This is a genomic window from Solibacillus sp. R5-41 (assembly GCF_002736105.1).
Taxonomy (GTDB): Bacteria; Bacillota; Bacilli; order Bacillales_A; family Planococcaceae; genus Solibacillus.
Genome location: NZ_CP024123.1, coordinates 2316675 through 2340889, shown reverse-complemented (window position 1 = coordinate 2340889; position 24215 = coordinate 2316675). Strand labels below are relative to the sequence as shown.

Here is a 24215-nt window from a genome sequence, read left to right as displayed (position 1 = left end):
ACCTCATTTCTAATGTATGAATTGAATTTAACACAACGTTTATTGATTATCAATAAATTATTGTTGTTTTTCGTGAATAGGCGACATTAAAGCGATTCCATCATTTTATTTAGAAGGATTTCAAATTTTTTATGTGGAAATTTAAATTATTGCTGGTTGAATGTTAATTATGTCAGTGAGTTATATGTTTAAGTGTTAAATAGAAAAGAGGGAACTAATTTTGAGGAAAACTGAAATTTTAGCTTGGACGGAAGAGTGGGGAAAATTATTCAAACTAGAAGAAGTAATAATCAAAGAAGTATTGAAGGATGAATTAATAAATATTTTTCATATTGGAAGTACATCTGTACCAACTATAGGCTTTGCAAAACCGATTATTGATATTTTAATAGTTGTAAAGGATATTGATCAAGTTGATTTTTACACAAGAGAAATGGTGGCATTGGGTTACGTACCAAAAGGCGAAAATGGGATTATTGGCAGAAGATATTTTTCGAAGGGTAAAGAAAACAGAACGCATCATCTACATATTTTCCAAGTTGGAAATGAAAACATAAATATTCATTTACAGTTTAAACAATATTTAATAAATCACCCTTTAGAAGCTAAAAAATATGGAGATTTAAAAGTGGATTTAGCAAAGCGGTTTCCTAACGAACATTATAAATATCAAGAAGGTAAACAACAGTTCCTCAACGAGATAGTTTCTAAAGCGAAAGAATGGGCAATACAGAAGAAAGATTGTTATTAAGCTTAGTGGTAAAAATTTTTGGATTATTACCCTGCATAATGAAGAAATAAAGTGTCAGAAAATATGGGTAATTATTACAATAATGTATGGTATAATGGCTATTCAATGAAATTTATTTTGGTACATATTTTACCAAGTAGGACTTATTAGAAATCAATAAAATTTAGGAGAGGTATAAAATGAATTTAACATTTAGCAATATTTATAATCCTGGAATCATTGAAAAAGAAACAAACGAATTTAGCCATCTTGCGTTTATGGAAGTGGTTGATATGTATGATGGAAATTTCATTAAGTGGAAAGAAATGCCTACGCTCGAAACGCTCAAGCAGGTGGAAACGTATATGAAGGAAACACATCTCGCACGCGGGCAAAAGCATGTGAAATTTGTTTTCCCTCAGGATGAAAAAATTCCGGATGTGCTTGTAGCGTATTTAACAGAACAGCAGTACGACTTGGGCACTTTGGAAATGTATGCGGTGAAACCGAAAACGTTTTCCGCGGATGTCATTTGCTCCGCCAAAATCCAATTTGTTTCAGAGGAAACATTGCAGGCATACAGTACGATCCAATATGAGGAAGCAAAGCAATGGGGAGAGTCGTATGCACTGTCGAAGCATGAGATGTTGAAAAAGGATTTTCGTGACAAACGAAAACAGCAAATTGTCGCCATTATAGATGGTCAGGTAGTTGGTTCAACCGATGTCATTGTGCGTGATCAAACAGCGGAAATAGACAATTTATTTGTACTGCCGTCATTTCAGCGACAAGGGATTGGTTCAAAAATTCAGCAATTCGTTATGAAACACCACGAAGAAAAAACGATTATTTTAGTGGCGGATGGGGAAGATACGCCAAAAGATATGTACGTTAAACAGGGGTATCGTTTTATCGGATTTCAATACAATGCACTGAAAACTGATATTGAATAATGAAGAAGGTGTATTCCTACAAAAAAGGGATGCACCTTTTTTAAGTTTTTTGCTGAACAAAAATAATTCATTCTTTATTTACAAATTTTCTCCACTCGTTCGTCTTAATAAGTAAGAGAGGTGAAAGCCATGGACTTTGAAAAAATTTATGAGCAACATTTCCAAAAAATATACCAATACATACGCTACATGGTGACGAATGCCGAGTTGGCGGAGGATTTAACACAAGAAACATTTCTCCGGGTGTACAAAAGTACGTTTCGTCATGAGGCAACTATCACAACGTATATTCGACAAATTGCCCGCAATATTGTATATGATCATTATCGTAAAAAAGCATTAATTCAATGGTTACCATTTACAAAATCACATGAGCAAGAAGAAATGATCTATGTCCCACATGATTGGATTTTGCAATCGGAAAATCGAAAAGTACTTTATGAAGCGTTGCAAAAGTTAAAGCCTGTTCAGCGCGAAGTATTAATTTACCGGAAAATCGAGGAATTATCCATTCAAGAAACATGTGAAATTATGGGCATTCCAGCGATGAAAGTGGCGAATACACAACGTAGTGCACTGAAGGCATTGGAGCAGCTATTAGGAGGTGAGCGAGATGGATATTGAGAAAGAGCTAGCGCATTTAAATAATTTACCTGAGGATGAGCAAATAAAAGGAAAAATCCGGTCTTCAATCATCAGGCAAGCTGCACCAAAAAAGCGGGGAAATGTGTGGAAGGATATCGCGATGATCGTGGCGATTTGTAGTGTTGCTTTCTTTTTACTAGTGACGGGAACATCACAAACAAACCAAGCAACTAATAATGAAATTCAGCATATTTACACGTATTTTGGTGGGAAGGAAGATCAGTTCCGCGCGCGAACTTCTACGTTATATAGAGGTGTTCAGGAAATTAAGAATGACACAATAACCACCTTTTTTAAACAAATTGAGACGATGGAAAAAATGGAAAAGGGCTATTTGGGTGACCATATTGTTGATGTAATTGTCGTGCGAAATAATGAGCAACACCGTTACCAAATGTCTAATGTTTCATTATACGATGTGGATAATGGGATTTATTATAAAGGTGATGGAGCACTTTTTGGGGAGGCTTTTCAATTGCTTTATAAGCCTAAAATAAATTCATATTATATAATTTTACCTTTAGGCATTATTGCAATAAACCTTTTAGCATGGGCTTATTATCAGCGTCGAAAGATTAAAGTAGAAAATCCAGTAGGGAATAACTGGGGATATATGGTCTTAATTCTGGCGAGTCTTGCAGGTGTATTTGCATACAGTGCTTTTGTTGGCCCTTTATATAAGCCATTTCTAATTGTGTTGGCGATTTTGTATGGCTATATCATCTTGAAAATCATCCGACGTCATTCAAAAACATATATCATTGTAAAAATTGAATCATATAAAGCATTTGCATTAACAATCCTGCTAATTATTTATATCCTCAAATTATAACTTGTTTCAGCAGAAATCCCCCTACTTTTATAAGTGAGGGATGAATGTTAAATATGCCATTATATTGAGTGTTGGTTTAACCCCAATTGAATCAAGTTATTGCCCCGGCGGATGTCACAGATTTTTTAGGGGAGTTTTTCGAGCGAGCTCGAAAAAAATCTGGACGCAATAACGCCGAGGCGTTATTGATCAAAACGCCCCTTCTAATTTTACAGAAGGGGCATTTCACTCGACATTTTTAATCCGACTTTAACGCAATATAAACCATCATAAATAAAATAAAGGACGTGCCGAACCATTGGAATATGCCAAACGGTTCGTGTAGCCAAATGACCGTTGCGAGTACCGCAGTAAGTGGCTCGACATTGCCAAGGAGGCTCGTTTCCTTTGCTGTTAATGTTTGCAAGCTTTCAATGTAAAACCAAAACGACAGCATCGTCCCGAAAATGATAACAATAACGAGGTAAATAACGGTTGATGCTGTCCAACTGCCCACATCCACTTGCCACGGTGGGTGGAAGAAACTCATCGTCGTACCGGCTAGCGTCATTGCCCAGCCAACAACTACGAGTGAATCAAATTGCTTAAGTAGTGGAATGGCATAAAGTGTGTAAAAGGCAAGGCTCACCCCAGATAACAGCCCCCAAATAATGGCTGGCATCGGAACCGCAAGCGCGGAAAGGGACCCATTTGTTAATAAAAAGAAGCTTCCGCATAATGCGAGAACAATCGTAATCGCATCTTTTTTCGTAAATTTCGAATGACCGCGTAATGCTACGTACACAATAATCATGACTGGCGCTAAATATTGAAGCAATGTAGCGACCGCAGCATTGCCCTCTTTAATCGAAGCCATATACGTATATTGCACCGCAAGCATCCCAACAATCGCGAAAATGACAAGGCGAAATGCGGTGAATTTTTGCTGCCAAATAGCGAGTATTTGTTTGCGATCTTTAAAAATCGCTTGCGTACCTAATAATAATGTCCCCGCAATGAGTAGGCGAGTTGATACAAGCCAGCTTACCTCAATGCCTTCGGAGAATAACTGCTGGGCAACCGTTCCACCAATTCCCCAAAAAAAGCACCCTGTTATAACAAGTATAAATCCAATGTATCTTTTATTTTTCATGCCGAACCTCTTTATCTAGTAATATTTTCATTTTACCGAAAGTTCTGTCGGAATACTATATGCAGTTGGTTAATACCAATTTATCTTTGTTCAGCAGACAAAGTCTACCTATATTAATAATCAGTCGACTGATGTGTCCGTATTGTTTCAGCAATTGTTTCAATGCGCGCTGAACAGTGAAATTCTGGCAAAGAATGCCGCGACGCCAGAGTGACCAACATCTTGGTGTCCTAAATCCATAAAATAAAAAAATTCAAAATAGGTGTAACCTTTTTACGTAATATACTACTAATTTAATGAAAACGAGGAGAGGAATGACAAAAATGAATATGAATATGAAACGTATTACACCATTAGCACTATCTGTATTATTATTAGGAACAGTAACAGCAGGCGCAACGTCACCACCAAAACCAAACGAAGTACCAACAAGTGAGGAAACAAAGGAAATTAACCAAGCCACTTCATTTATGCACATGCAAGGAACAATCGGTGCTATTGAAAATCGCAAAGACCAAACATTTTTCAGCACAACGGATAAAAATAATCCATTTAATTTCACAACAAATGAAGAGACACTTGTTTTCGATAAAAAAGGAAATAAAGTGCAGCTGAAAAAAGGCGATAAAGTTTCGATTTATACACATGCGAATCAGCCAATGCTTTCGATTTATCCACCACAATATAACCCTGCCGTGATTATTGTAGAGAATGAGGAAGTAGCGAGTTCAGTGAAAGTGACTACTTTTAATGAAGAACTTTTAAGTGAAGACCAAGATTTAAAATTAAATATTGGTGACGAAACAGTGATTGTTAATGAAAAAGGTGAAAAAGTAGGCAAGGAAGCACTAGCTGGTAATGACGCAATTGTCTTTTATACATTCTCAACATTCAGCATTCCAGCACAAACAACACCGGAAAAAATTATCGTATTCTCAAACAATGATAATGATGCTACTGAAGAGAGTCCAATGACTGAAGTTGCGCCATTCATGAATGTAAAAGGGGCAATTAGCTCAGCTGAAAAGCAAGCAGATGGCACAATCCAGTTCAGTGTAACGGATGAAAATAACCCATTCAATTTTAGAACTGACAAAAATACAATAGTATTAGATAAAAAAGGGAATAAAGTAGAGCTGAAAAAGGGTGATAAAGTATCACTATTTGTTTCTACTAATCAACCTATGATTCTAATTTTCCCACCACAATACAGCCCAGCGGTAGTTATTGTAGAGGATGAAAAATCACCGACAAATGTTGTTGTAACAGATTTCAATGAAGGTTTCATCAATAAAGAAAACGATTTAAAATTAAACATTAGTAACGAAACAGTAATTGTTAATGAAAAAGGTGAAAAAGTAGCAAAAGAAGCACTTTTAGAAAATCATCACGCGATTGTTTTCTACGGCGTGACAACACGTAGCATACCTGCACAAACAACACCAGAAAAAATTGTAGTTTTCCCAAATGAAACGAATGAAACGGTTGTTGAAGAAAAGAAAGAAAATACATCTACTGAAGAAAAAGCAGCAGTAGTAGTAGAAACAAATGAAATGGATGCCGAAATTGCAAAGCTAATCAACAAAGATTTTTATGAAGTTGATGGCAAAGTAATGGTGCCACTACGTATCGTTGCAGAAGGCTTAGGATTTAAAGTAGACACGACAACGACAAAAACAGGTGCAATTGTTTCAAAAGGTGCATTATCATACACAATTACACGTGGAGAAAAAATGTACGGACATAACCGCGCTTTAGCACAATTTGAAGTAGCGCCTGCATTACTTGAATCAGGTAAAACGTATGTAGAATACGACTTTGCCTTACAATTATTAAACTAAGCTACTTAATTTTGTTTCACAATGATTGCATGAGAATCGAACGGTGATTCTCATGTTTTTTCGTTGAAACCCACTTGGAAATCATTCCGATATTACGATGTTGGCCCAATTTATATATTCAATTACAGTAAATGTAAAATGTAATGGATTTGTAACTGGAATGTAACAAGAATTTGATGTTTATTACCATTTTACCTATATGAATTTAGCATTCACTCCTATACAATAACTAGTGAACAGTTAAGAAAGGAACAAAAAAACAATGAAACAAAAATTAATTACATTCTTTGTTGCGATTCTCCTTGTTTGTACGATAGTGGTTAACCCAGCTTCGGCTAACGTCAAATTTGTAGATGTTGCGACAACCCATCCCGCTTATGATGAAATTCAGTACTTGATCAGCCTTGGTGCGATTAGAGGCTATGATGAAAATGGAAAGACTTACTACAAGCCAAATATTAGTGTTACGCGTGGACATGCTGCAAAAATGGTTGTGATATCTGCAGGTTATGAACCACTAAAAGTGAGCAAATCTTCCTTTACCGATGTAAAAGCTGGTACAGAAATTTCTGGTTACGTAGAGCGTGCGATTCAGCTTGGAATTTTCGAAAAGAAATCGACTAAATTTTATCCAAATGATCCATTAACACGTGAAGAAATGAGTTATGTTTTAGCAAAAGCGTTTGATATAAATGTAGAGGATTATCAAAGTTTACCAATGGTATTTCCTGATGTTCCTGCAACAAATACATATGCTTCATCTATTAAAGCTATTTATTATAACGGTATAACAAACGGTAGTGATGGAAAGTACATGCCGAAAAGTGCAGTGACACGTGCGCAGTTTGCATCTTTTATCGCACGTGCGAAAAGTGATAAATTCCGTTTAGATTTACCGGAAATTCCAGAGAAAGTGGATACGTCTCAAGTCATTGGCACAATTGCTGTGACAACCGATGGATTAAATGTACGCACGAAACCTAATACAAACGCGACTGTGTTAGGGAAAGTGAATACGGGCGGCAAGCTTTCGGTTTATGCGATTGAAGGTAGCTGGCTAAAAGTTTCTTACCAAGGTCAGTATGCCTATGTGAGTAAATCTTACACAAAATATTTGGACAGTAACGGTAATCCAATCGGTGCTGCCATAAAAGAAGTTACCGCAAATGAAACATTAAATGTGTATGTTAAAGCGACTTCAAGCTCGAAAAAAATAGGTACAGTTGCAAAAGATGCGACGGTTTCGGTTTATAAAGAAAGTGGCGGCTATTATTTGACAACAATCGATGGTTTACCGGGGTATATTATGAAGGAAAGCACGACAACTGTTGATAATGGTGACGAAAACCCAGAACCAACGCCAAAACCTGATCCAATTCCGGATGATTCAAACCTAATGGGGAAAGTGACAGTCAACGGTTTAAACATGCGTGAATCAGCAGATGGTAGTTCGAAAGCGATCGCAACATTATCGAAAGGTTCGATGGTATCGGTTCACTCGATTTCTGGTTTTTGGGCAAAGGTGACGGCAAATGGTCAAACAGGCTATGTGCATAAATCGTATATCAAGCTCATCAATCAAGCAGGTAGTGCTGTAAAAAATCGTGTCATTATCCTTGACCCAGGGCATGGTGGGAAAGATCCAGGTACTGGGAAAGATGGACATACTGAAAAAGCGATTACGCTTAAAGTTGGAAATTTAGTGCGTCAAAAGTTAGAGGCTGCCGGCGCGACGGTTCATATGACTAGAACGGGTGATACGTATCCGACGCTAGAAGACCGTGTCGCTTTCACAAAAGCAAAGCACGGGGAAATTTTTGTCAGCATTCATGTCAATTCCGCTTCATCTTCTTCAGCTAGTGGCACAGAAACGTACTATAATGTTTCCACTGGTGACCAATTTGAAGAGGATAAATTATTAGCGAAATATATTAATAATGAAATTGTTAAAAACGCGAATATGAAAGACCGTGGTGTCAAAGAAGGTCCGTTTTATGTGATACGTAATATGATTATCCCATCTGTGCTAGTAGAACTTGGCTTCCTTACGAACCCATCAGATCAAGAAAAGCTTATAAACGATAAGTATGCAGAAATTTTTGCGCAATCGATCTACAATGGTATTGTGCAGTATTATTCAAAGTAAGTAGATCAACCTGTCAAATTCCAATTGGAATTTGACAGGTTTTTTGTTGTGTAAATGTTTAAATTTCCTTATAATGGGTAAGGATTGGGTTGCTTTTTAATAAATCATTCAACATTGCTTAAATGAAGATAAAAAGAAATACTTCATGAAATTTAGGGGGAGACTGATGACTTTACAGTTAGAACGTGTAACAAAGCGTTATAAAGATTTTACTGCGGTGCAGGATCTAACGTTTACTATTTCAAAAGGCGAAATTTTTGGTTTAATTGGTCAAAATGGAGCGGGGAAAACGACAACATTCCGCATGATTTTGGATTTGCAAGATACAACAGAAGGCATGATTATGTGGGACGGAAAACCGATTAAGAAAATTAATCGTGATATTTTAGGATATTTACCAGAAGAACGCGGCATCTTTCCACAAATGAAAGTTGAGGATCAGCTATATTTCTTTGGAGAGTTGCGCGGAATGGATAAAGAGACACTAAAAAAGGAAATAGATTTTTGGATTACGCGTTTTGAGTTACAAGAAAAACGTAACGACAAGGCCGAAACATTATCAAAAGGAAATCAGCAAAAAGTGCAACTTATTGCGAGCTTCCTTCATCGCCCACAATTTTTAATTTTAGATGAACCGTTTAGTGGACTGGACCCGGTGAATATGGAGCTTTTGAAAAATGCAATTTTATATTTAAAGGAGCAAGGGATGACGATTTTATTTTCAAGTCATCAAATGGATAATGTCGAGGAATTATGCGATCATTTATGCCTATTAAAGCGCGGGGAAGCACTGTTTTCAGGTTCATTAATCGATTTGAAAAAGCAGTATGGCAAAACGAAATTAACGGTGCAAACGGATCTGGCACAAATCGAACTTGAAAAGCTGCCAGGGGTAAAGCAAGTGGGTTATGATCGCGACGGTCATGCGGTGTTAACGTTAGAGGATGAATCCTATGCACGCACGCTATTCGAGCATTTTTCGAATGGGCAGTACATTGAGAAATTCAGCCTTGATTATTTATCCCTTCATGAAATATTCAAAGAGAAAGTAGGTGCGGTTCTTGTCTAAATTTTCCGTACTTGTAAAGCAATTATATAAACAAAAAGTGCGTACATTAACTTTCCGTTTAATGACCCTGCTATATTTGGGACTCATTTGCGCGTTTATTTTTTGGCCGGAAATTAAAGGGCTGCTGTTTTCAGATGATGCCGAAATTGTAGGTGTTGTGAATGAAACGAATTTTGACGTGGCACCATTTTTACAGGGCAATGATCAATTTGACTGGCAAGTAGTGGATGCGGACAGTGCGAAGAAAAACGTAGAAGAGGGCGAATATTACGCACATGTAACGCTTACTGATGACCAAGGGAAGCTTTCTGCAATTATTACGTCATTTGACCCGCTACCACTTAATGACCAGCAATCGATTTCTGGTCTTTTAGGTCAAATGAGCCAAATGTATGCGATGGCGCAAATGGATTTAACAGCAGAACAACAGGAGGTATTATTATCAGCGGAGCCAATCATTTCCATGCAAACATTAAATGAGCAGGCGAGTGATGGCAAGTCGACAGAAGAAAAACAAGCTGGTATTTTTGTATCATATGCAATAGGCTTTGTCATATATATATTTGTCGCAACCTATTTATCTATGATTACGACAGAGGTCGCTTCGGAAAAAGGCTCACGTGCGCTGGAAATGTTACTTGTAAGCGTAAAGCCTGAAACACATTTCCGTTCGAAACTTGTCGGGGTCTTTTTAGTGGCCATTACGCAATTCACTATCATTTTTGGTGCACTTATCCTATTGTTGCGCTTTACGTATGGCGGCGAAAAATGGACGCTTGTCACGGATTTACTAGAATCTATGTCAATAGGTTATTTCCTTTACGTCATTGGTTTCTTATTCGGAACAATATTAATGTATTTAATATTAGGGGCATTATTTGGCTCGCTTGTGTCAAAAGTAGAGGAAGCCGGACAGGTGATGATGCCTGCGCTCATGATGACTTTAATCGGTTTTTACGTGATGATTTCAGGCATGGGCAATCCCGATACACTGTTAATCAAAGTGTTTTCTTACATTCCCTTCACGTCTGGAATGGTAATGCCAATGCGTATTGGAGCAACGGATATTAATAGCATCGAACCAATTATTTCATTCGTGCTATTAGTTGCAACAACGTTATTGCTTTACTTAATTAGCTTAACGTTCTATAAACGCAGCGTGCTGACTTATTCGTCTGGTGGTTTGATACAAAAAATTAAAACCGTGTTTAAAGTGACGACTTAATCGTTTGGAAGCTGTTTAATCATATAAAATGCCGAAACGTTGATTTAACAGCGTTTCGGCATTTTTTCGGTTAGTAGAGTTTGGAAGGCTGGAGAATGCTAGTTTAAATCTTTCTAGCCAACTCCTTATTTATCAGCCAAAAAATGATAGTTAACGAAAGTAGAACAATCGGGATTAAACTTAAACCTATATATTGTCATGCATTATTTGAACCAATCAGAAAATAGGGAGTAATTGGTAAAATTGTTAGCGTGCTAAGTAGAAGGGTGTACCACGTTTTTAAAATACAGATGAAAAAAGCAACATTCTCATCTTTAAGGTAGACTTCTGTATAGTCCGCTCATTATAAAATAAGGTCGTTTTTATATAAATGGGTCTATTACCTTGCTATTAATTCGGAATCCGAAAAAAATTAACTTCTAATATATCAAAATATTTAATTTTTTGCTAAAATAATGAGAATTGAAAAAAAGAAGGTGGAAATGTTGAACGTATTTTTTAAGTTAGGATGGTTTTTCCGAGAACGAAAAAAACAGTATTTTATTGGTTTAATTATGCTAACATTTGTTGCGATTTTACAACTGATTCCTCCGAAAATTATCGGCTACACGATCGATGAAATTGGGGAAGGGACATTAACGAAAGCGGGACTATTTAAATGGCTGGGGCTCATTGTGGTCGTCGCGTTAGTCATGTATGTATTGCGTTACTATTGGCGTCAAATGATTTTTGGTTCCTCGAATTATTTAGCCAAAATTCTACGTCAAAAGCTGCATCAACATTTTACAAAAATGGCGCCATCCTTTTATCAAAAGCATCGTGTCGGGGATTTAATGGCACATGCAACGAATGATATTAGTGCGGTTCAACAAACGGCTGGTGGTGGGGTGCTCACATTATTCGATTCGATTACGACAGGTGGTTTCGTCGTACTAGCAATGGCCATTACGATTGATTGGCGCTTAACGTTAATCGCATTATTGCCAATGCCGATTATGGCTTTTTTAACGAGTTATTATGGCAAGCTGCTTCACGAACGTTTCCGCCATGCACAAGCCGCGTTTTCAGATTTAAATGACAAAACGCAGGAAAGTATTTCAGGCATTAAGGTGCTCAAAACATTCGGCCAGCAACGGCAGGACGTAGCTGATTTTACAAAATTATCCGATGAGGTAGTAGAAAAAAACCTACGTGTGTCAAAAATCGATTCATTATTTGATCCAACGATTAGCTTTGTTGTGGGCCTGAGCTTTATGCTAAGTCTAGGTTTTGGCACTAAATTCATTTTGGAAGATGCGATGACGATTGGCGACTTAGTGACATTTACGACGTATTTAAGTATTCTCGTATGGCCGATGCTTGCGATAGGGATGTTATTTAATATTGTCGAACGTGGTAATGTTTCGTATGACCGCATTGAAAAAATATTGAACACTCCCGTGGACATTGATGATCAACCAAATGCGATTACGACGATGCCAAGTGGCGATGTATCATTCCAGGTCGATTCATTCACTTTCCCAGGAGACCCAAAACCGACGCTCCATCACATCCACTTTGATTTAAAACGTGGTGAAACTTTAGGTATTGTTGGAAAAACAGGTGCCGGGAAAACAGCTATTTTAAAGCTGATTTTACGTGAATTTGAAGGGTATGCAGGCAAAATCATGTTTGGTGACCACCGAATTGATGCGTACCAGAAAATCAAGCTACGAGAGGCAATCGGCTATGTGCCTCAAGATCATTTCCTGTTTTCAGCATCCATTTACTCGAATCTATCGTTTGCAAATCCAAATGCAACGCGAGATGAAGTAAAGGCTGCCGCGCAAATCGCTTATATCGACAAGGATATTGAAGGTTTTTCAGAGGGCTATGAAACGATAGTTGGAGAGCGTGGTGTTTCACTTTCTGGCGGGCAAAAGCAACGTATTTCCATTGCGCGTGCATTACTTATGAAGCCGGAATTATTAATTTTAGATGATTCATTATCAGCTGTCGATGCACGTACCGAAGAAGCGATTTTACATGCATTGAAGGAAGAACGAAAAGATGCAACGACGATTATTACTTCTCACCGATTGAGTGCTATACAGCAAGCACATGTCATCATCGTTGTGGAAGAGGGCGAAATGATTGAAAAAGGCACGCATGAAGAGCTGATGGCATTACACGGAAGCTATTATGAAATGTATCAATTGCAGCAGCTCGAACAATTAGTAGCGGAAGGAGGCGATAGTCATGGCAAATGAAACAATTTCAAGTAAAGAACAGCGAGCCATACTTCGCCGCTTACTTCGCTATTTACAACCGCATAAAAAGCTGTTAATTATCGCTTTATTCTTACTCATTTTAACAGTAATCGGAGATCTTGTTGGCCCGTATTTAATTAAAGTGTATATTGATGATTATTTAACTTTGCGTCATTTTGACAGGAATCCAGTCATGATTTTAGCGGTTTGTTACTTCACGATTCAAGTGCTGAATGTCGTCATTACGTACTATCAAATGTTGAAATTCCAAGAGTTGGCACTAAAGGTCATTCAGCAGCTGCGAATTGATGTGTTTTCAAAAATCCATAAATTAGGCATGCGTTATTTTGATCAAGTGCCTGCGGGGTCCATCGTTTCACGTGCGACGAATGATACCGAGGCCATTAAAGATATGTTTGTCACGGTGTTAATTAGTTTTGTGCAAGCTGCATTTTTAATTGTCGGTGTATATATTATTATGTTTATTATGAATGCAAAATTAGCATTTGCGATGCTCCTATTACTGCCAGTCATCATTTACATTATTTATATATATCGCAAAATGAGTGCGGTCGTATATATGAAAATGCGTGAAAAGCTAGGGGAGTTAAATGCGCGCCTAGCGGAATCTTTATCTGGCATGAGCATCGTTCAAGTTTTCCGTCAAGAAGATCGTTTTAATGAAGAGTTTGATAAAACGAATGAAGAACATTTTCAGGCAATGATGGACAATACGAAAATGAACAGTTTATTGCTTCGTCCAATTATTGATTTAGTGTATTTTACAGCGATCGTTATTTTACTCTTTTACTTTGGCTGGACATCATTTGAAACGGCTGTGGAGGTCGGAGTTGTATATGCATTTATTACGTACATGAACCGCTTCTTTGATCCAATTAATCAAATGATGGAGCGTCTTGCCTTGTTCCAGCAAGCGATTGTCGCAGCATCACGTGTCTTTTCGCTGTTGGATAATGAAGAGTTAGAACCTGCGCAGAAAAATGACCCAATCCACGTATCGAACGGACAAATTGAGTTCAAGAATATTTCGTTTAGCTATGATGGCAAGCAAGATGTACTGAAAAACATTTCGTTCACTGTCAATCCGGGTGAGACGGTGGCGCTCGTTGGCCATACGGGGAGTGGGAAAAGCTCGATAATCAATTTATTAATGCGCTTTTATGAATTTGAGCGTGGCGATATTTTGATTGACGGAGCATCGATTAAAAACTATCCCCAAGTGGAGCTTCGAGATAAAGTTGGTCTTGTGCTACAAGATCCGTTTTTATTTTACGGAACCGTGGCGTCAAACATTCGATTATATAATGAGAAGCTAACGTTGGAAGATGTGAAGGATGCGGCGGAATTCGTTCAGGCAAATGACTTTATCGAGGCGCTTCCAGACGGCTATTCGAATAAAGTAACGGAGCGCGGGTCTACGTTTTCAAGTGGGCAGCGTCAACTCATCGCCTTTGCGAGAACGATTGCCACGAATCCAAAAGTATTGGTATTGGATGAAGCAACAGCGGCCATTGATACAGAAACGGAAGTGGGGATTCAGCAATCGCTGGAAAAGATGCGAAAGGGGCGTACAACGATTGCCATTGCCCATCGCTTATCAACGATTCAAGATGCCGAGCAAATTTTAGTGCTGCATAAAGGCGAAATCGTTGAGCGCGGGACACATCAACAGCTTATCGCACAAAAAGGACTTTATGAAAAAATGTATTTATTGCAGAATGGGATTGTGGGGTAATCTGTGCAACAGCAACTAACTACATGTATTAAAAATATTAAAATTTTACCAATTTATCTGATTTTAATTAGTGAGGAGCAACATCATTATGGCTTGAAAACAGGTCAATAAAGTATTTTTTCAAAGCCAAATGAACAACAAATATATAAAGGGACGATTAACGGTTTAGAAATTATTTGGTCAGGGCTAGTTGATACTGATTAATGAAGGGGTGTTTTAAAATAAGACAAATATTTGCTTTCGAAACAAAAGAAGAACATGAAAATTGCCAAGAATTAATTGAAAGATTTAACAAGAAGTTAAAGGGATACCAGGCTGAGTTAGAAAAAAACTATTCGCTCAGGGATTTGCCAAAAGCCATAATATGGACTTCAGAAGAATTAGCAACGACTGTATTTTCTACTATAGCAATACCGGCATTCACAAATAAGGACATTATTTATTTTTCCCCTGACCTACTAAAATGGAGAAAATTATTTTTAAGGCAATTAGAGGGAAAAAACAATCCAAGAATAGAAAAGTTTTATGAAAGTATGTCTGAAAACCATTTATTAACCATTGTTGGACATGAACTAACACATCATTTAGATCTATTTGTGGATGATTTTGATGATGAAAGAAAAGATGCTATATGGTTTGAAGAAGGCATGTGTGATTATTTATCAAGAAAGTTTATTCTTAGCGACAAAGAATTTAATGAAATTACAAACATCGAATTAGATTTGATTGCAATGTTTCAAGATGAGTACGGAAATCATTCATTAGATGAATTTGGAACCTCTAGTTATGAAGGCAGTTTAACAAGTATTATGTTCGATTATTGGCGGAGTTTTCATGCAGTTAAACATTTGGTTGAAGAAAGAGCTAATAATGACATCACAATAATTTTTAGAGAGTATCATAAATGGCATAATGAAGGAAGAGAAAAACCATTGATTGAGCATTTTGGTTTGGGTAGCTTATTCAATTAACGGCTGTGTTTACTATTAAAACGATTGAGCTAACTGAAGAGGCAGCACAACAATGGAGTAAACAATGTATGGAAATTGCCAATAGTACATTATTTACAAAAACAGATTCTTGGTATACCGGCTCCAATATAGAAGGAAAACCACGTGGCTTCTTAATCTACTTAGGTGGGTTGGATAAATATCGTCAAATATGCAACGAAATCGCTGAAAATGGCTATAAAGGTTACCAATTAAAGTCCACTGAAGCGATAAAATAACTCAATATTTTAACCGAAAAGGACGCTCCTATTTGTGCATATGGGAGCGTTCTTTTTGGTTGATTTAAGCTGATAAGACGCTTATTTTTGAAATGTACTTTGTCAAGCTAAAAGAAGTAGGCGAACTGACGTGATATAGCTTTTTGGAAATGAGATTTAACAGCAAACACACTGTGAAAATTGGCATTGAAGGATAACAATAAGCATTTCTTTTTGTACAATGGAGCTTTGAATAAAATTAACAAGGGAATTTCCAGTTATTTATTTACAAATATTCAATTTAATCCTATCGTTATGTTATACGAAATATCGCGCGGCATAATATTGGAGGTGATGAAGATGTCTTATAGTGGTGGACCAATGACAGAGGCAATGTATTACGTATTATTAGCGTTAATGCGACCCAACCATGGATATCAACTGATGCAATCGATTGCGGAAGTCTCAAACGGACGTATAAAAATGGGACCAGGCACATTATACGGGGGACTTTCACGTATGCAAAAAGACGGTTTAATTGTTTTGTCAATAACTGATGGTAGAAGAAAAACGTATAAGATTACATCAGTAGGTGAGCAGGCATTAAGATTGGAGTATGAGCGTTTAAAATCCTTAATTATTGATAGCGTCATTTTGGAGGAGGAAGGAAGACATGACCAAAATTGTACGCAAAGTACGACCTACTGACTATTGGCGCATTGGGGAACACGAAAGCTGGTTTGCAGACATGTCTGCAAAAGGGCTGCATCTTTATAAAATGGGTACGCATTTTGCACATTTTAAAAAAGGCGTGCCGAAGCGAATGGAATACCGAATTGAAGTGACACAAACAAAAGAGATGTCCTATGAACAAAGTAATATGTATGAGGAAAACGGTTGGGGTTATGTGGAAAGCTATCAGTTTTTTCACGTATTTTCATCCCTTGCAGAAAATCATGCACCAGAGCTTCATACAGACCCTATGGAACAATCCTATACTTTAGATCAACTGAATAAAAGGCTCATTTTAAATTTTATTCAAATTTCATTAGTATTTCTATTTATTATTTGTACGTTAGCAGCAATGTGGTTTTTAGATGGCACACCTATTTTACAATTAGTGGAAGGGCAATTAACTCAACTAATAACTTCAAGCCTAACTTTTCTTTATATTGTGTATTACTCAACAAGAGCGATGATAGCCATTCAAGTATTACGGAGAAATTTAATCGAAGGGAAGGCAATTAATCATCACGCACCATGGGAAAAGCGTCTGCGAAGAAACACAGTATTTTCAATTTTATTTGCAACCATCATTTTAATCAGCGCCACACTTCCAATAGTACAAATATGGAAGTGGGAAACGTTCACATTACCAGAGAATGGTTCGAACTTACCACTTGTCCGATTAGCCGATATCGAGCAAAAACCGTTGCTCGTAGGTGATGATAATTATATAGATGGGATTAATTTGGCGGATCAATATACTTCTAATTGGAGTGTATTTGCACCTGTGCAATATGAGTTCTACGAAAGTGGTGTGATAAAAGGTGGGAAATGGTTAGGTGAAAGGGGCCCATATTCACCAGGTGTATTTACAGAAGTGTATCAATTAACATTAAAAATATTAGCAGAGCCATTAATTTCTGACTTAATTAAATGGCATTCATTGGAGAATAAAACAGATCTGTTTGTTGAAAAACAACACTCTAATTTTGACCGATTAATAATTTATGAAAATAAGGGATTGAAACAATTAATTGCCTCAAAGGGTAAGGTGGTTATGTATGTACGATATTCTGGAAATGCAGGAATAGATGTTTTAATTGAAAATGCTGCTCAAAAAATTAGATTGCTTGCAGGGAAGTAGTTTTTTGAGAGTTATATTGCACCGGTTGCACAAATAATTGGGTTAGACTAACAATCAGCGGGTGGGAATGGGAAATCCACTGTTTCGAGTGGGGACTCCTTTTAATGAGAATGGAGTTAAAGGCGTAAAATTTGATAAAGAGATTACAAATTCAAAATCCATCGAAAGTTTAAGGACGCTCATTAAAAAAGTAAGGGATATTGATGAACCAAATGGATTAAACAAAGAGTCAAATATCTTTTTTTCGCTTGATAGACCCAAGGATGGCATTTCTGAAATACGGCTGTATATATGGTATCAAGACGATGGTAGTTCCATTTTGAAAACTGATTCAAATAGTTACTTTGCTCTTACAAAAGAACATACTAATGAATTAAAAAATATATTAGAACAATAATGATTCTTTCATAACAGAAAGAGTCAATTGTTAGTTATTCATTGAAATTAGTTTTAACGTAACATATGTTTTTATAGCCCTCTACAAGGGGGACATTTTATTATAAAAATACAGCTGCACATAGAACACCATTAAAAATCACGATATCCCCAGTGTTAAATCCACTAGTAGTTATTAGTCTATAATCACAACTTTCACCATACGTGCATCAAAATTATTTTTCTCCAAAACGGCATTCCCGATTTGTTGTATTTCCCTTTTTAAATTTTCGCTAATAGGATTAGCAAATTTTATGATAACCTCTGAGGATTTGGGCGAAATTTCATAATCTAAACTGAATCCTTTTATGCCCTTATCCAACAAAGGGGAACGAATATACTCCATTAAATCATTATAGCTTAATCTGTTTGCCGCTTTTAATACGGGTTGAGTGGAATTGGATAGTTGAATTTGAAACGTGGCACGAACGAAATTTTGTTGTTCAATCAATTGGTTTACGATTTTTTTTATTTCTTCTATTTCTCTAGGTTTAAGTTTTTTTTTCATGTTTAGGTTTTTAATGAAAATTTCAACTTTTCCATCATTTACCATAGCGAAATCTACCGTTAATACGTATCCATGTTTCCGTAAGTCCGTATGGATCGAATCCATAAGACTAGTATATTTTTTCTGGTATTGCATCAATTGAATGTTACTGTAGGATGTCGTTTTAGATTGTTTCGCAACATGAGTTAGGGGGGTATTGAGGATAACGAACAGCGCAATCGTAAATATAATGTATGGTAAAAGATACCTTTTGAAAAATTGCATAATAGACATGCCAATACCTCCTAAAATGGATAGTAAAGGATATGTTTACGTTTTAGAAATAGAATGAAATTGGACAATTCGTAATAAAAATGCATAATTTAAAGCCATTAATGTACCTTCGTGTGTTTGGTTATTTTGAAATGGTAACGATTTGAAGCGGATTATGTATTAATAATGGAAATGGATTGGAGGGGGATATTTATGAATAAAAAATTCCGGAAATATTTGTTTTACTTTTTCTTATTCTTTAATTTAATGAATTTCTTAAGACTCGTATATGCTGAAAATTTTGATACTTTCAACCTACTTTTAATTTATGGCTATATCGCTTTTTTTATTATGGGTTTTCTATTTAGATCAATACGATATATTCTAAAACTTGAGGTTGAAAAGATGGAGAAAGTGGAACCGATTATTAAAGGGCTGATTATTGTGTCAACGGTTCAACTATTCATTATTTCAATCATTACTATAAGTACACTGTCGCTCATTTTTTCATTATTTATGATTGTTATATTATCTTTAGATTTTTATAAGATTTTAAAAAACAACAATCAAAAAATACTGCCCCCTGATTAGATTTAAGATACAGGAGGCAGGAAAACCTTTATTTCACAACACCATGAATTTTCAAGGCTTCTAAAAACACGGTGCCAATATGCAACATGGATGTTTCATCGACATCGAATTTTGGGTGATGATGTGGATACGTTGCGTTAATCTCTGCATTGCCACCACCTACAAAGAAAAATGTACCCGGTCTCTCTTGTAAAAAATAGGTGAAATCTTCTGCGCCCATCATTGCTGGGGCATCAACGACTTGGAAGTTTGGTTGATTTTTGATGACAGCCTCACGTAGTGCATTTGTTTCGGAAGGGTGATTATATACCGCATCATAGCCACGGTTATAGCTGAAATCAAGTTTGGCATCATGCTGGATTTCTAATGCTTTACAAAGTTTTGTCATTTTGTCTTCAATTAAATTACGTACCGCTTCATCAAATGTTCGAACCGTCCCCTTCATCTTAGCGGTATCTGGAATTACATTATTGGCTGTACCACTTTCGATTTTACCAACCGTAATAACGGCTGACTCTAGCGGGTTTACATTGCGGCTGACAATCGTCTGTGCTTGTAATACAAATTGCGCAGCCACGACAATTGGATCGATTGTGTCATGTGGAGAAGCACCATGTCCACCTTTTCCTTGAATAGTAATGTCAAAGAAATCAGCGGCCGCCATTGCATACCCTTCTCGAAATAGCACTTTGCCAAGATCATTTATTGACGATACATGGGCACCGTAAACATAATCGACTCCGTTTAAGCAGCCGTCCTTCACCATGGCAATCGCTCCACCAGGTGCAAGCTCCTCTGCAAATTGATGAATAAACACAATATTCCCGTGCAATGAATCACGATGTTGTGCCAATGTTTGTGCTAAGCCGAGCAACGAAGCTGTATGAATATCATGCCCACAAGCATGACTGATCCCATCAATTTTAGACTTATACGGAACATCCTTTTCATCTTGGATAGGCAATGCATCAAAATCTGCACGCAGCGCGATGGTTGGCCCTTCATGTGCACCCTTTAAATAACCAACAACACCATTGCCACCAACTTGCTCCTTTACATCAATTCCAATTGCTTTCAATTTTTCTGCAATTAACTTTGGTGTGTTGACCTCTTGGAACGACAATTCTGGGTACATATGAAGATGTCTTCTTAAGTCCACCATTTCATTGAAATTTGCGAATAACGTTTCTTCCCATTTCATAAACTACACCCCTTGATAAAAGATTATTTCGTACTGCTAAATAGATTATGCTTTGTCCAATTCATGCATTAATCAAATTCTAGAATTTTTTATTGTTAGCAAAATATTAGTAGAGGAGACCTAAACGATTTACATTGTGCTACCCGAGCCGCCGTCAATATTTAATGCGGTTCCTGTAATATAGCTGGCGGCATTCGATGCGAGAAAAACGATCGCATTTGCGGCTTCCTCGGTATTGCCAATGCGTCCGAGTGGAATCGTTTTGCCAACTTCTTTTGAATACGTGTCCCAAGATTCATCAGGCATGGCGTTTTTCCAGCGTTCTTCAATTTGGCTGCTGCGAATTAAACCAATACACACTGCATTGACACGAATATTGTACTTCCCTAAATCATTGCTCATCGCTTTTGTTAACGCGAGTCCAGCAGCGCGGCTTACTGTAGTAGGGAGGCTCCCAGCAGGTGGTGTTTTTGCTATGACGGCCGATAAATTAACGATTGCGCCACCGTTTGCCGCCTTTAAATGTTCAACGGCATATTTGGAGCAGTGAATGGCACCGAATAGCTTTAAATCTAAATCGGATTGCCATAATGCATGATCGACGTCCTCAAAGCTATTTGCTGAAGCAGTACCGGCATTGTTTATTAAAATATGTAATTGCCCGAAATGTGCAACGGTCGCTTCCACAATTTTTTTACATGCTGCTTCCTCAGCCACGTTTGCGACAAGCGTTAGTACTTCGACGCCTGTATGTTCGTGAATGAATGCTTTTGCCTCATGTAAGCCAGTTTCACCACGTGCAGCAATCGCAACATGCGCACCTTCTTTAACGAATTGGAGTGCACTATAAAGACCGATTCCTTTACTGCCACCTGTAATTAAAACTGTCTTTCCTTGTAAACCAAGCTCCATGTTCATCCCTCTCTTTCTATCTAATAATGGTACAAGTTTAATTGTATCAAAATTCTGATAACTTACCAGAATAATTACTTGACTACCAGTTAATTTAACGGACTCATAAAATTTCTAGTAGCGAAATAATTTCATTTACTTTACAAATTCCGACCTATATAATTGGTTTAACTTGCTTCAGCAGAAGTCCTCCACTTCTATTAAGTGGTGATGAATACCCAATATGTCATTCGGTGGGGGTTCCAACCCTAGCTGAATCAAGTTAAAGCCCCCGGCGGATGTCACAGATTTTTAGAGGAGTTATTCGAGCAAGCTCGAAAAAAAATCTGGACGCAATTACGCCGAGGCGTAATGGATTCTATTATTAATAATGTTAGAGGTGCAGCGATGAGTGAACATAATAAAGGTGTGCTGAATGCGATTGTCGCGTATGCATGCTGGGGAGTATTTCCGCTCTATTGGAAATTATTAGAACAAGTATCAAGCATGGAAATTTTACTGAGCCGCGTCATTTGGTCCTTCGTATTTACGACGCTTTTTATCCTGCTTATTGGACAGCGTAAAAATCTCCTGCAAGATATTCGGTTCTTATGGGCAAATCAAAAACAATTTTGGACGCTATTTGCGGCTTCTGTTGTCATTTCAATCAATTGGTTTACATATATTTGGGCGGTCACAAATGGACAGGTGTTACAGTCAAGCTTAGGGTATTATATTAATCCGCTTATTTCCGTGTTGTTTGGGATGCTCTTTTTCCGTGAAAAACTATCGAATGCCACGATTGTCGCTGTTTCCATTGCAGGGGTTGGGGTTACGGTCACGACTTTTTCAGGTGGAACGGTGCCATGGATCGCATTAACGATGGCGATTTCCTTTTCGATTTATGGTGTACTAAAGAAAACGATTCAGCTTGAAGCCACACGTGGTCTAGCGATTGAAACGCTCTTTATGTTACCGATTGCGCTCATTTATTATGCTTATATTTGGACGTCAAATGACATGCGGTTTTTACAAGGGGATGTAAAAACCGACCTTCTATTAATGGGAGGCGGAATTGTGACAGCCATTCCACTCGTGCTTTTTGCGAAAGGGGCACATCGTATCCCATTGTATTTGATGGGCTTTATCCAGTTTTTATCACCAACGATTACTTTGTGTATAGGTATTCTATTATTTAAAGAGCCGTTTACGAAATTAGAATTTTTCACATTCGGCTGTATTTGGATTGCGATTGTTATTTTTTCAGCATCAAAATTTATCGAAGCAAAACGTCGACACCAAATAATTGAATACCCGAAAAGCAAATTGTCCTAGGACAGTTTGCTTTTTTTATTGAAAAAAGGTACCCGATTAATTACGGAGTGGAAAATGGCAAGAGTTCATATTGCAGAAAAGACTAAATTTTATAGAGGGATTACGCGGTATTTAGCGAATAGTATCGATTAGGGGATAATTTGGGGAGGGGATGAAAAGGTGTTTGTTACGATAAATGAGGAACAATTTGCTTTTCAAAAGGTAGAAATTATTGTATTAGAACAGGGGATTCATAATTTATTTTCTAATTTTAATAAAATGACGCTTCAGGAACTGGTGTGTCAAAAAAAATACGAACAATTAAAGGAACTTACAGAAAAAAACTATGTACATTTACTTGAACAACCTGCTGGTAGGGCAATTCAGCAAATAAAGAATCTCGGGCATCCATTTTATAAACAGTTTTTGAATAATTACGGGGACTTGGAATATTCAAGGTTTGCAGTCAAGGGCAGTGACGAAGCGCTTCAAAAAAATGGTGTGTATATCGTCATTGTCGACAATGAGCTCGTTTTTTGTGGAGTTTGTGCGCGGACATTTAAGGAAAGGTTTAATCAGCATATCGGCAGTATTTATGCAAAGGGCTGCTTCCGTGACGGTACCGCGACGCACTGTCATATCAACGCCAATATTACACAAAAATTGCAAACGTCCAACGTGCATTTTGGAATTTGTCCGATCGACGATAAGAAAGAAATGAACGACTTAAAAAATGCCATCATAAAACGCTTTGAACCAGAATGGAATTTGAGATCAAATCAGATGGTCATGAGCTTAATCCATTAAAGAATTATTGAAAAGCAATTCGTTTTTCACGCCAATTTTGAGGAATATATGAATCCATCGCATGAAATTTATCGACAGGACATAGTTTATTATGACATGAATTGTGGAAATAATAGACTAAAATGGACAGGTAGGTGATGATCTTGCGAATGGCATTGAAGTTATTTCGGCAAACGCATTTACAATACTTATGGCTTCATTTTCTTGTGGCGGTCGTATTAATTTTCACTTCCGTTTTTTGGTTTGTGCTGCCTTACTTCATTATTAGCTATGGGACCTATTCTCCCTCCGTTTGGCTGCAATCCTTTTTATTGCTGGCTTTATTTATTACACCGTCGCTTTTAATTACTCTCCATTGTTGGTTCATCAATTTTCAAGCTGCGCAAAAATGGAAAAAGGAGCATCCGGACGAAAATATATGGCGCTGGGTGTTTCGCTTCCAGAGCGTTACATTTATCATCGTTATTTCATTTACCGCGATTATTTATTCGCTCCTTTTTATAATTGATCAACTACGTTAAATGCTAAAAAGTTTACTAAATCTCCTGTAAAGCGAAGACC

At 37.2% G+C, this 24215-nt stretch carries 23 protein-coding genes; 19 read left to right on the top strand and 4 right to left on the bottom strand.

Annotated elements, in window-relative coordinates:
* The first annotated feature begins 220 nt into the window (after nt 1-220).
* The 4 genes from CSE16_RS11330 to CSE16_RS11315 all read left to right on the top strand — a co-directional run bounded on the left by CSE16_RS11330 (nt 221) and on the right by CSE16_RS11315 (nt 3160).
* Nucleotides 221-751: a GrpB family protein gene (locus tag CSE16_RS11330; protein ID WP_099424002.1), complete on the top strand. Its 531-nt coding sequence runs from the start codon at nt 221-223 to the stop codon at nt 749-751.
* A 179-nt stretch (nt 752-930) separates the two neighbouring features.
* On the top strand, nt 931-1683 hold the full coding sequence (locus CSE16_RS11325; protein ID WP_099424001.1) for a GNAT family N-acetyltransferase: 753 nt from the start codon (nt 931-933) through the stop codon (nt 1681-1683).
* Between the two features lie 129 nt (nt 1684-1812).
* Nucleotides 1813-2307, top strand: coding sequence for an RNA polymerase sigma factor (locus CSE16_RS11320; RefSeq protein WP_099424000.1), 495 nt, complete (start codon nt 1813-1815; stop codon nt 2305-2307).
* Nucleotides 2297-3160: a hypothetical protein gene (locus CSE16_RS11315; RefSeq protein ID WP_099423999.1), complete on the top strand. Its 864-nt coding sequence runs from the start codon at nt 2297-2299 to the stop codon at nt 3158-3160. The genes CSE16_RS11320 and CSE16_RS11315 overlap by 11 nt, the downstream gene beginning before the upstream one ends.
* A gap of 238 nt (nt 3161-3398) precedes the next feature.
* On the opposite strand, the gene CSE16_RS11310 is transcribed toward CSE16_RS11315, so the two are convergent.
* Nucleotides 3399-4292: an EamA family transporter gene (locus tag CSE16_RS11310; RefSeq protein WP_099423998.1), complete on the bottom strand. Its 894-nt coding sequence runs from the start codon at nt 4290-4292 to the stop codon at nt 3399-3401.
* Between the two features lie 314 nt (nt 4293-4606).
* On the opposite strand from CSE16_RS11310, the gene CSE16_RS11305 reads away from it, so the two are divergent.
* From CSE16_RS11305 to CSE16_RS11255, 11 genes are all read left to right on the top strand, one after another.
* Nucleotides 4607-6133, top strand: a complete 1527-nt coding sequence (locus CSE16_RS11305; RefSeq protein WP_157764798.1) for a stalk domain-containing protein — start codon at nt 4607-4609, stop codon at nt 6131-6133.
* 262 nt (nt 6134-6395) lie between these two features.
* Nucleotides 6396-8279, top strand: coding sequence for an N-acetylmuramoyl-L-alanine amidase (locus tag CSE16_RS11300; RefSeq protein WP_099423996.1), 1884 nt, complete (start codon nt 6396-6398; stop codon nt 8277-8279).
* 166 nt (nt 8280-8445) lie between these two features.
* Nucleotides 8446-9348 (top strand): ABC transporter ATP-binding protein, encoded by a 903-nt coding sequence (locus CSE16_RS11295; protein WP_099423995.1) that lies wholly within the window; start codon nt 8446-8448, stop codon nt 9346-9348.
* Nucleotides 9341-10573 carry an ABC transporter permease gene (locus tag CSE16_RS11290; RefSeq protein ID WP_099423994.1) on the top strand — a complete coding sequence of 411 codons (1233 nt, stop codon included), beginning with the start codon at nt 9341-9343 and terminating at the stop codon, nt 10571-10573. Before CSE16_RS11295 ends, CSE16_RS11290 begins: the two co-directional genes overlap by 8 nt.
* A gap of 485 nt (nt 10574-11058) precedes the next feature.
* A complete protein-coding gene (locus CSE16_RS11285; protein WP_099425820.1) occupies nt 11059-12822 on the top strand; it encodes an ABC transporter ATP-binding protein in 1764 nt (587 codons plus the stop codon).
* A complete protein-coding gene (locus CSE16_RS11280; protein ID WP_099423993.1) occupies nt 12812-14578 on the top strand; it encodes an ABC transporter ATP-binding protein in 1767 nt (588 codons plus the stop codon). Before CSE16_RS11285 ends, CSE16_RS11280 begins: the two co-directional genes overlap by 11 nt.
* Before the next feature lie 203 nt (nt 14579-14781).
* Nucleotides 14782-15549: a hypothetical protein gene (locus CSE16_RS11275; RefSeq protein ID WP_253896069.1), complete on the top strand. Its 768-nt coding sequence runs from the start codon at nt 14782-14784 to the stop codon at nt 15547-15549.
* Nucleotides 15550-15617: 68 nt separating this feature from the next.
* Nucleotides 15618-15806, top strand: coding sequence for a hypothetical protein (locus CSE16_RS11270; protein ID WP_253896068.1), 189 nt, complete (start codon nt 15618-15620; stop codon nt 15804-15806).
* A 339-nt stretch (nt 15807-16145) separates the two neighbouring features.
* Nucleotides 16146-16493, top strand: coding sequence for a PadR family transcriptional regulator (locus CSE16_RS11265; protein ID WP_099423992.1), 348 nt, complete (start codon nt 16146-16148; stop codon nt 16491-16493).
* Nucleotides 16459-17655, top strand: coding sequence for a DUF2812 domain-containing protein (locus CSE16_RS11260; protein ID WP_099423991.1), 1197 nt, complete (start codon nt 16459-16461; stop codon nt 17653-17655). Before CSE16_RS11265 ends, CSE16_RS11260 begins: the two co-directional genes overlap by 35 nt.
* Before the next feature lie 67 nt (nt 17656-17722).
* Nucleotides 17723-18052 (top strand): hypothetical protein, encoded by a 330-nt coding sequence (locus CSE16_RS11255; RefSeq protein WP_099423990.1) that lies wholly within the window; start codon nt 17723-17725, stop codon nt 18050-18052.
* Nucleotides 18053-18226: 174 nt separating this feature from the next.
* Here the strand turns inward: CSE16_RS11255 and CSE16_RS11250 are convergent, their stop codons facing one another.
* A complete protein-coding gene (locus tag CSE16_RS11250; RefSeq protein WP_099423989.1) occupies nt 18227-18871 on the bottom strand; it encodes a hypothetical protein in 645 nt (214 codons plus the stop codon).
* 384 nt (nt 18872-19255) lie between these two features.
* On the opposite strand from CSE16_RS11250, the gene CSE16_RS21380 reads away from it, so the two are divergent.
* On the top strand, nt 19256-19441 hold the full coding sequence (locus tag CSE16_RS21380) for a hypothetical protein (RefSeq protein WP_157764797.1): 186 nt from the start codon (nt 19256-19258) through the stop codon (nt 19439-19441).
* Nucleotides 19442-19469: 28 nt separating this feature from the next.
* Here CSE16_RS21380 and CSE16_RS11240 read toward each other — a convergent pair whose 3' ends face one another.
* Together CSE16_RS11240 and CSE16_RS11235 are read right to left on the bottom strand one after the other, a co-directional pair.
* Complete coding sequence (locus tag CSE16_RS11240; protein WP_099423987.1) at nt 19470-20642, bottom strand: amidohydrolase; 1173 nt, start codon at nt 20640-20642, stop codon at nt 19470-19472.
* 129 nt (nt 20643-20771) lie between these two features.
* On the bottom strand, nt 20772-21554 hold the full coding sequence (locus tag CSE16_RS11235) for an SDR family NAD(P)-dependent oxidoreductase (protein WP_099423986.1): 783 nt from the start codon (nt 21552-21554) through the stop codon (nt 20772-20774).
* 387 nt (nt 21555-21941) lie between these two features.
* On the opposite strand from CSE16_RS11235, the gene rarD reads away from it, so the two are divergent.
* The 3 genes from rarD to CSE16_RS11220 all read left to right on the top strand — a co-directional run bounded on the left by rarD (nt 21942) and on the right by CSE16_RS11220 (nt 24175).
* Nucleotides 21942-22868, top strand: coding sequence for an EamA family transporter RarD (gene rarD / locus CSE16_RS11230; RefSeq protein ID WP_099423985.1), 927 nt, complete (start codon nt 21942-21944; stop codon nt 22866-22868).
* 159 nt (nt 22869-23027) lie between these two features.
* Complete coding sequence (locus CSE16_RS11225) at nt 23028-23654, top strand: GIY-YIG nuclease family protein (RefSeq protein ID WP_099423984.1); 627 nt, start codon at nt 23028-23030, stop codon at nt 23652-23654.
* 149 nt (nt 23655-23803) lie between these two features.
* Nucleotides 23804-24175 carry a hypothetical protein gene (locus CSE16_RS11220; protein WP_099423983.1) on the top strand — a complete coding sequence of 124 codons (372 nt, stop codon included), beginning with the start codon at nt 23804-23806 and terminating at the stop codon, nt 24173-24175.
* Nucleotides 24176-24215 lie beyond the last annotated feature (40 nt).

Bases quoted from the DNA above. Each gene is read 5' to 3' on its own strand.
- CSE16_RS11325 (WP_099424001.1), top strand. From the start codon at position 931: ATGAATTTAACATTTAGCAATATTTATAATCCTGGAATCATTGAAAAA.
- CSE16_RS11320 (WP_099424000.1), top strand. From the start codon at position 1,813: ATGGACTTTGAAAAAATTTATGAGCAACATTTCCAAAAAATATACCAA.
- CSE16_RS11315 (WP_099423999.1), top strand. From the start codon at position 2,297: ATGGATATTGAGAAAGAGCTAGCGCATTTAAATAATTTACCTGAGGAT.
- CSE16_RS11310 (WP_099423998.1), bottom strand. From the start codon at position 4,292: ATGAAAAATAAAAGATACATTGGATTTATACTTGTTATAACAGGGTGC.
- CSE16_RS11305 (WP_157764798.1), top strand. From the start codon at position 4,607: ATGACAAAAATGAATATGAATATGAAACGTATTACACCATTAGCACTA.
- CSE16_RS11300 (WP_099423996.1), top strand. From the start codon at position 6,396: ATGAAACAAAAATTAATTACATTCTTTGTTGCGATTCTCCTTGTTTGT.
- CSE16_RS11295 (WP_099423995.1), top strand. From the start codon at position 8,446: ATGACTTTACAGTTAGAACGTGTAACAAAGCGTTATAAAGATTTTACT.
- CSE16_RS11280 (WP_099423993.1), top strand. From the start codon at position 12,812: ATGGCAAATGAAACAATTTCAAGTAAAGAACAGCGAGCCATACTTCGC.
- CSE16_RS11275 (WP_253896069.1), top strand. From the start codon at position 14,782: ATGAAGGGGTGTTTTAAAATAAGACAAATATTTGCTTTCGAAACAAAA.
- CSE16_RS11270 (WP_253896068.1), top strand. From the start codon at position 15,618: ATGGAAATTGCCAATAGTACATTATTTACAAAAACAGATTCTTGGTAT.
- CSE16_RS11265 (WP_099423992.1), top strand. From the start codon at position 16,146: ATGTCTTATAGTGGTGGACCAATGACAGAGGCAATGTATTACGTATTA.
- CSE16_RS11260 (WP_099423991.1), top strand. From the start codon at position 16,459: ATGACCAAAATTGTACGCAAAGTACGACCTACTGACTATTGGCGCATT.
- CSE16_RS11255 (WP_099423990.1), top strand. From the start codon at position 17,723: ATGGGAAATCCACTGTTTCGAGTGGGGACTCCTTTTAATGAGAATGGA.
- CSE16_RS11250 (WP_099423989.1), bottom strand. From the start codon at position 18,871: ATGTCTATTATGCAATTTTTCAAAAGGTATCTTTTACCATACATTATA.
- CSE16_RS21380 (WP_157764797.1), top strand. From the start codon at position 19,256: ATGGAGAAAGTGGAACCGATTATTAAAGGGCTGATTATTGTGTCAACG.
- CSE16_RS11240 (WP_099423987.1), bottom strand. From the start codon at position 20,642: ATGAAATGGGAAGAAACGTTATTCGCAAATTTCAATGAAATGGTGGAC.
- CSE16_RS11235 (WP_099423986.1), bottom strand. From the start codon at position 21,554: ATGGAGCTTGGTTTACAAGGAAAGACAGTTTTAATTACAGGTGGCAGT.
- rarD (WP_099423985.1), top strand. From the start codon at position 21,942: ATGAGTGAACATAATAAAGGTGTGCTGAATGCGATTGTCGCGTATGCA.
- CSE16_RS11220 (WP_099423983.1), top strand. From the start codon at position 23,804: ATGGCATTGAAGTTATTTCGGCAAACGCATTTACAATACTTATGGCTT.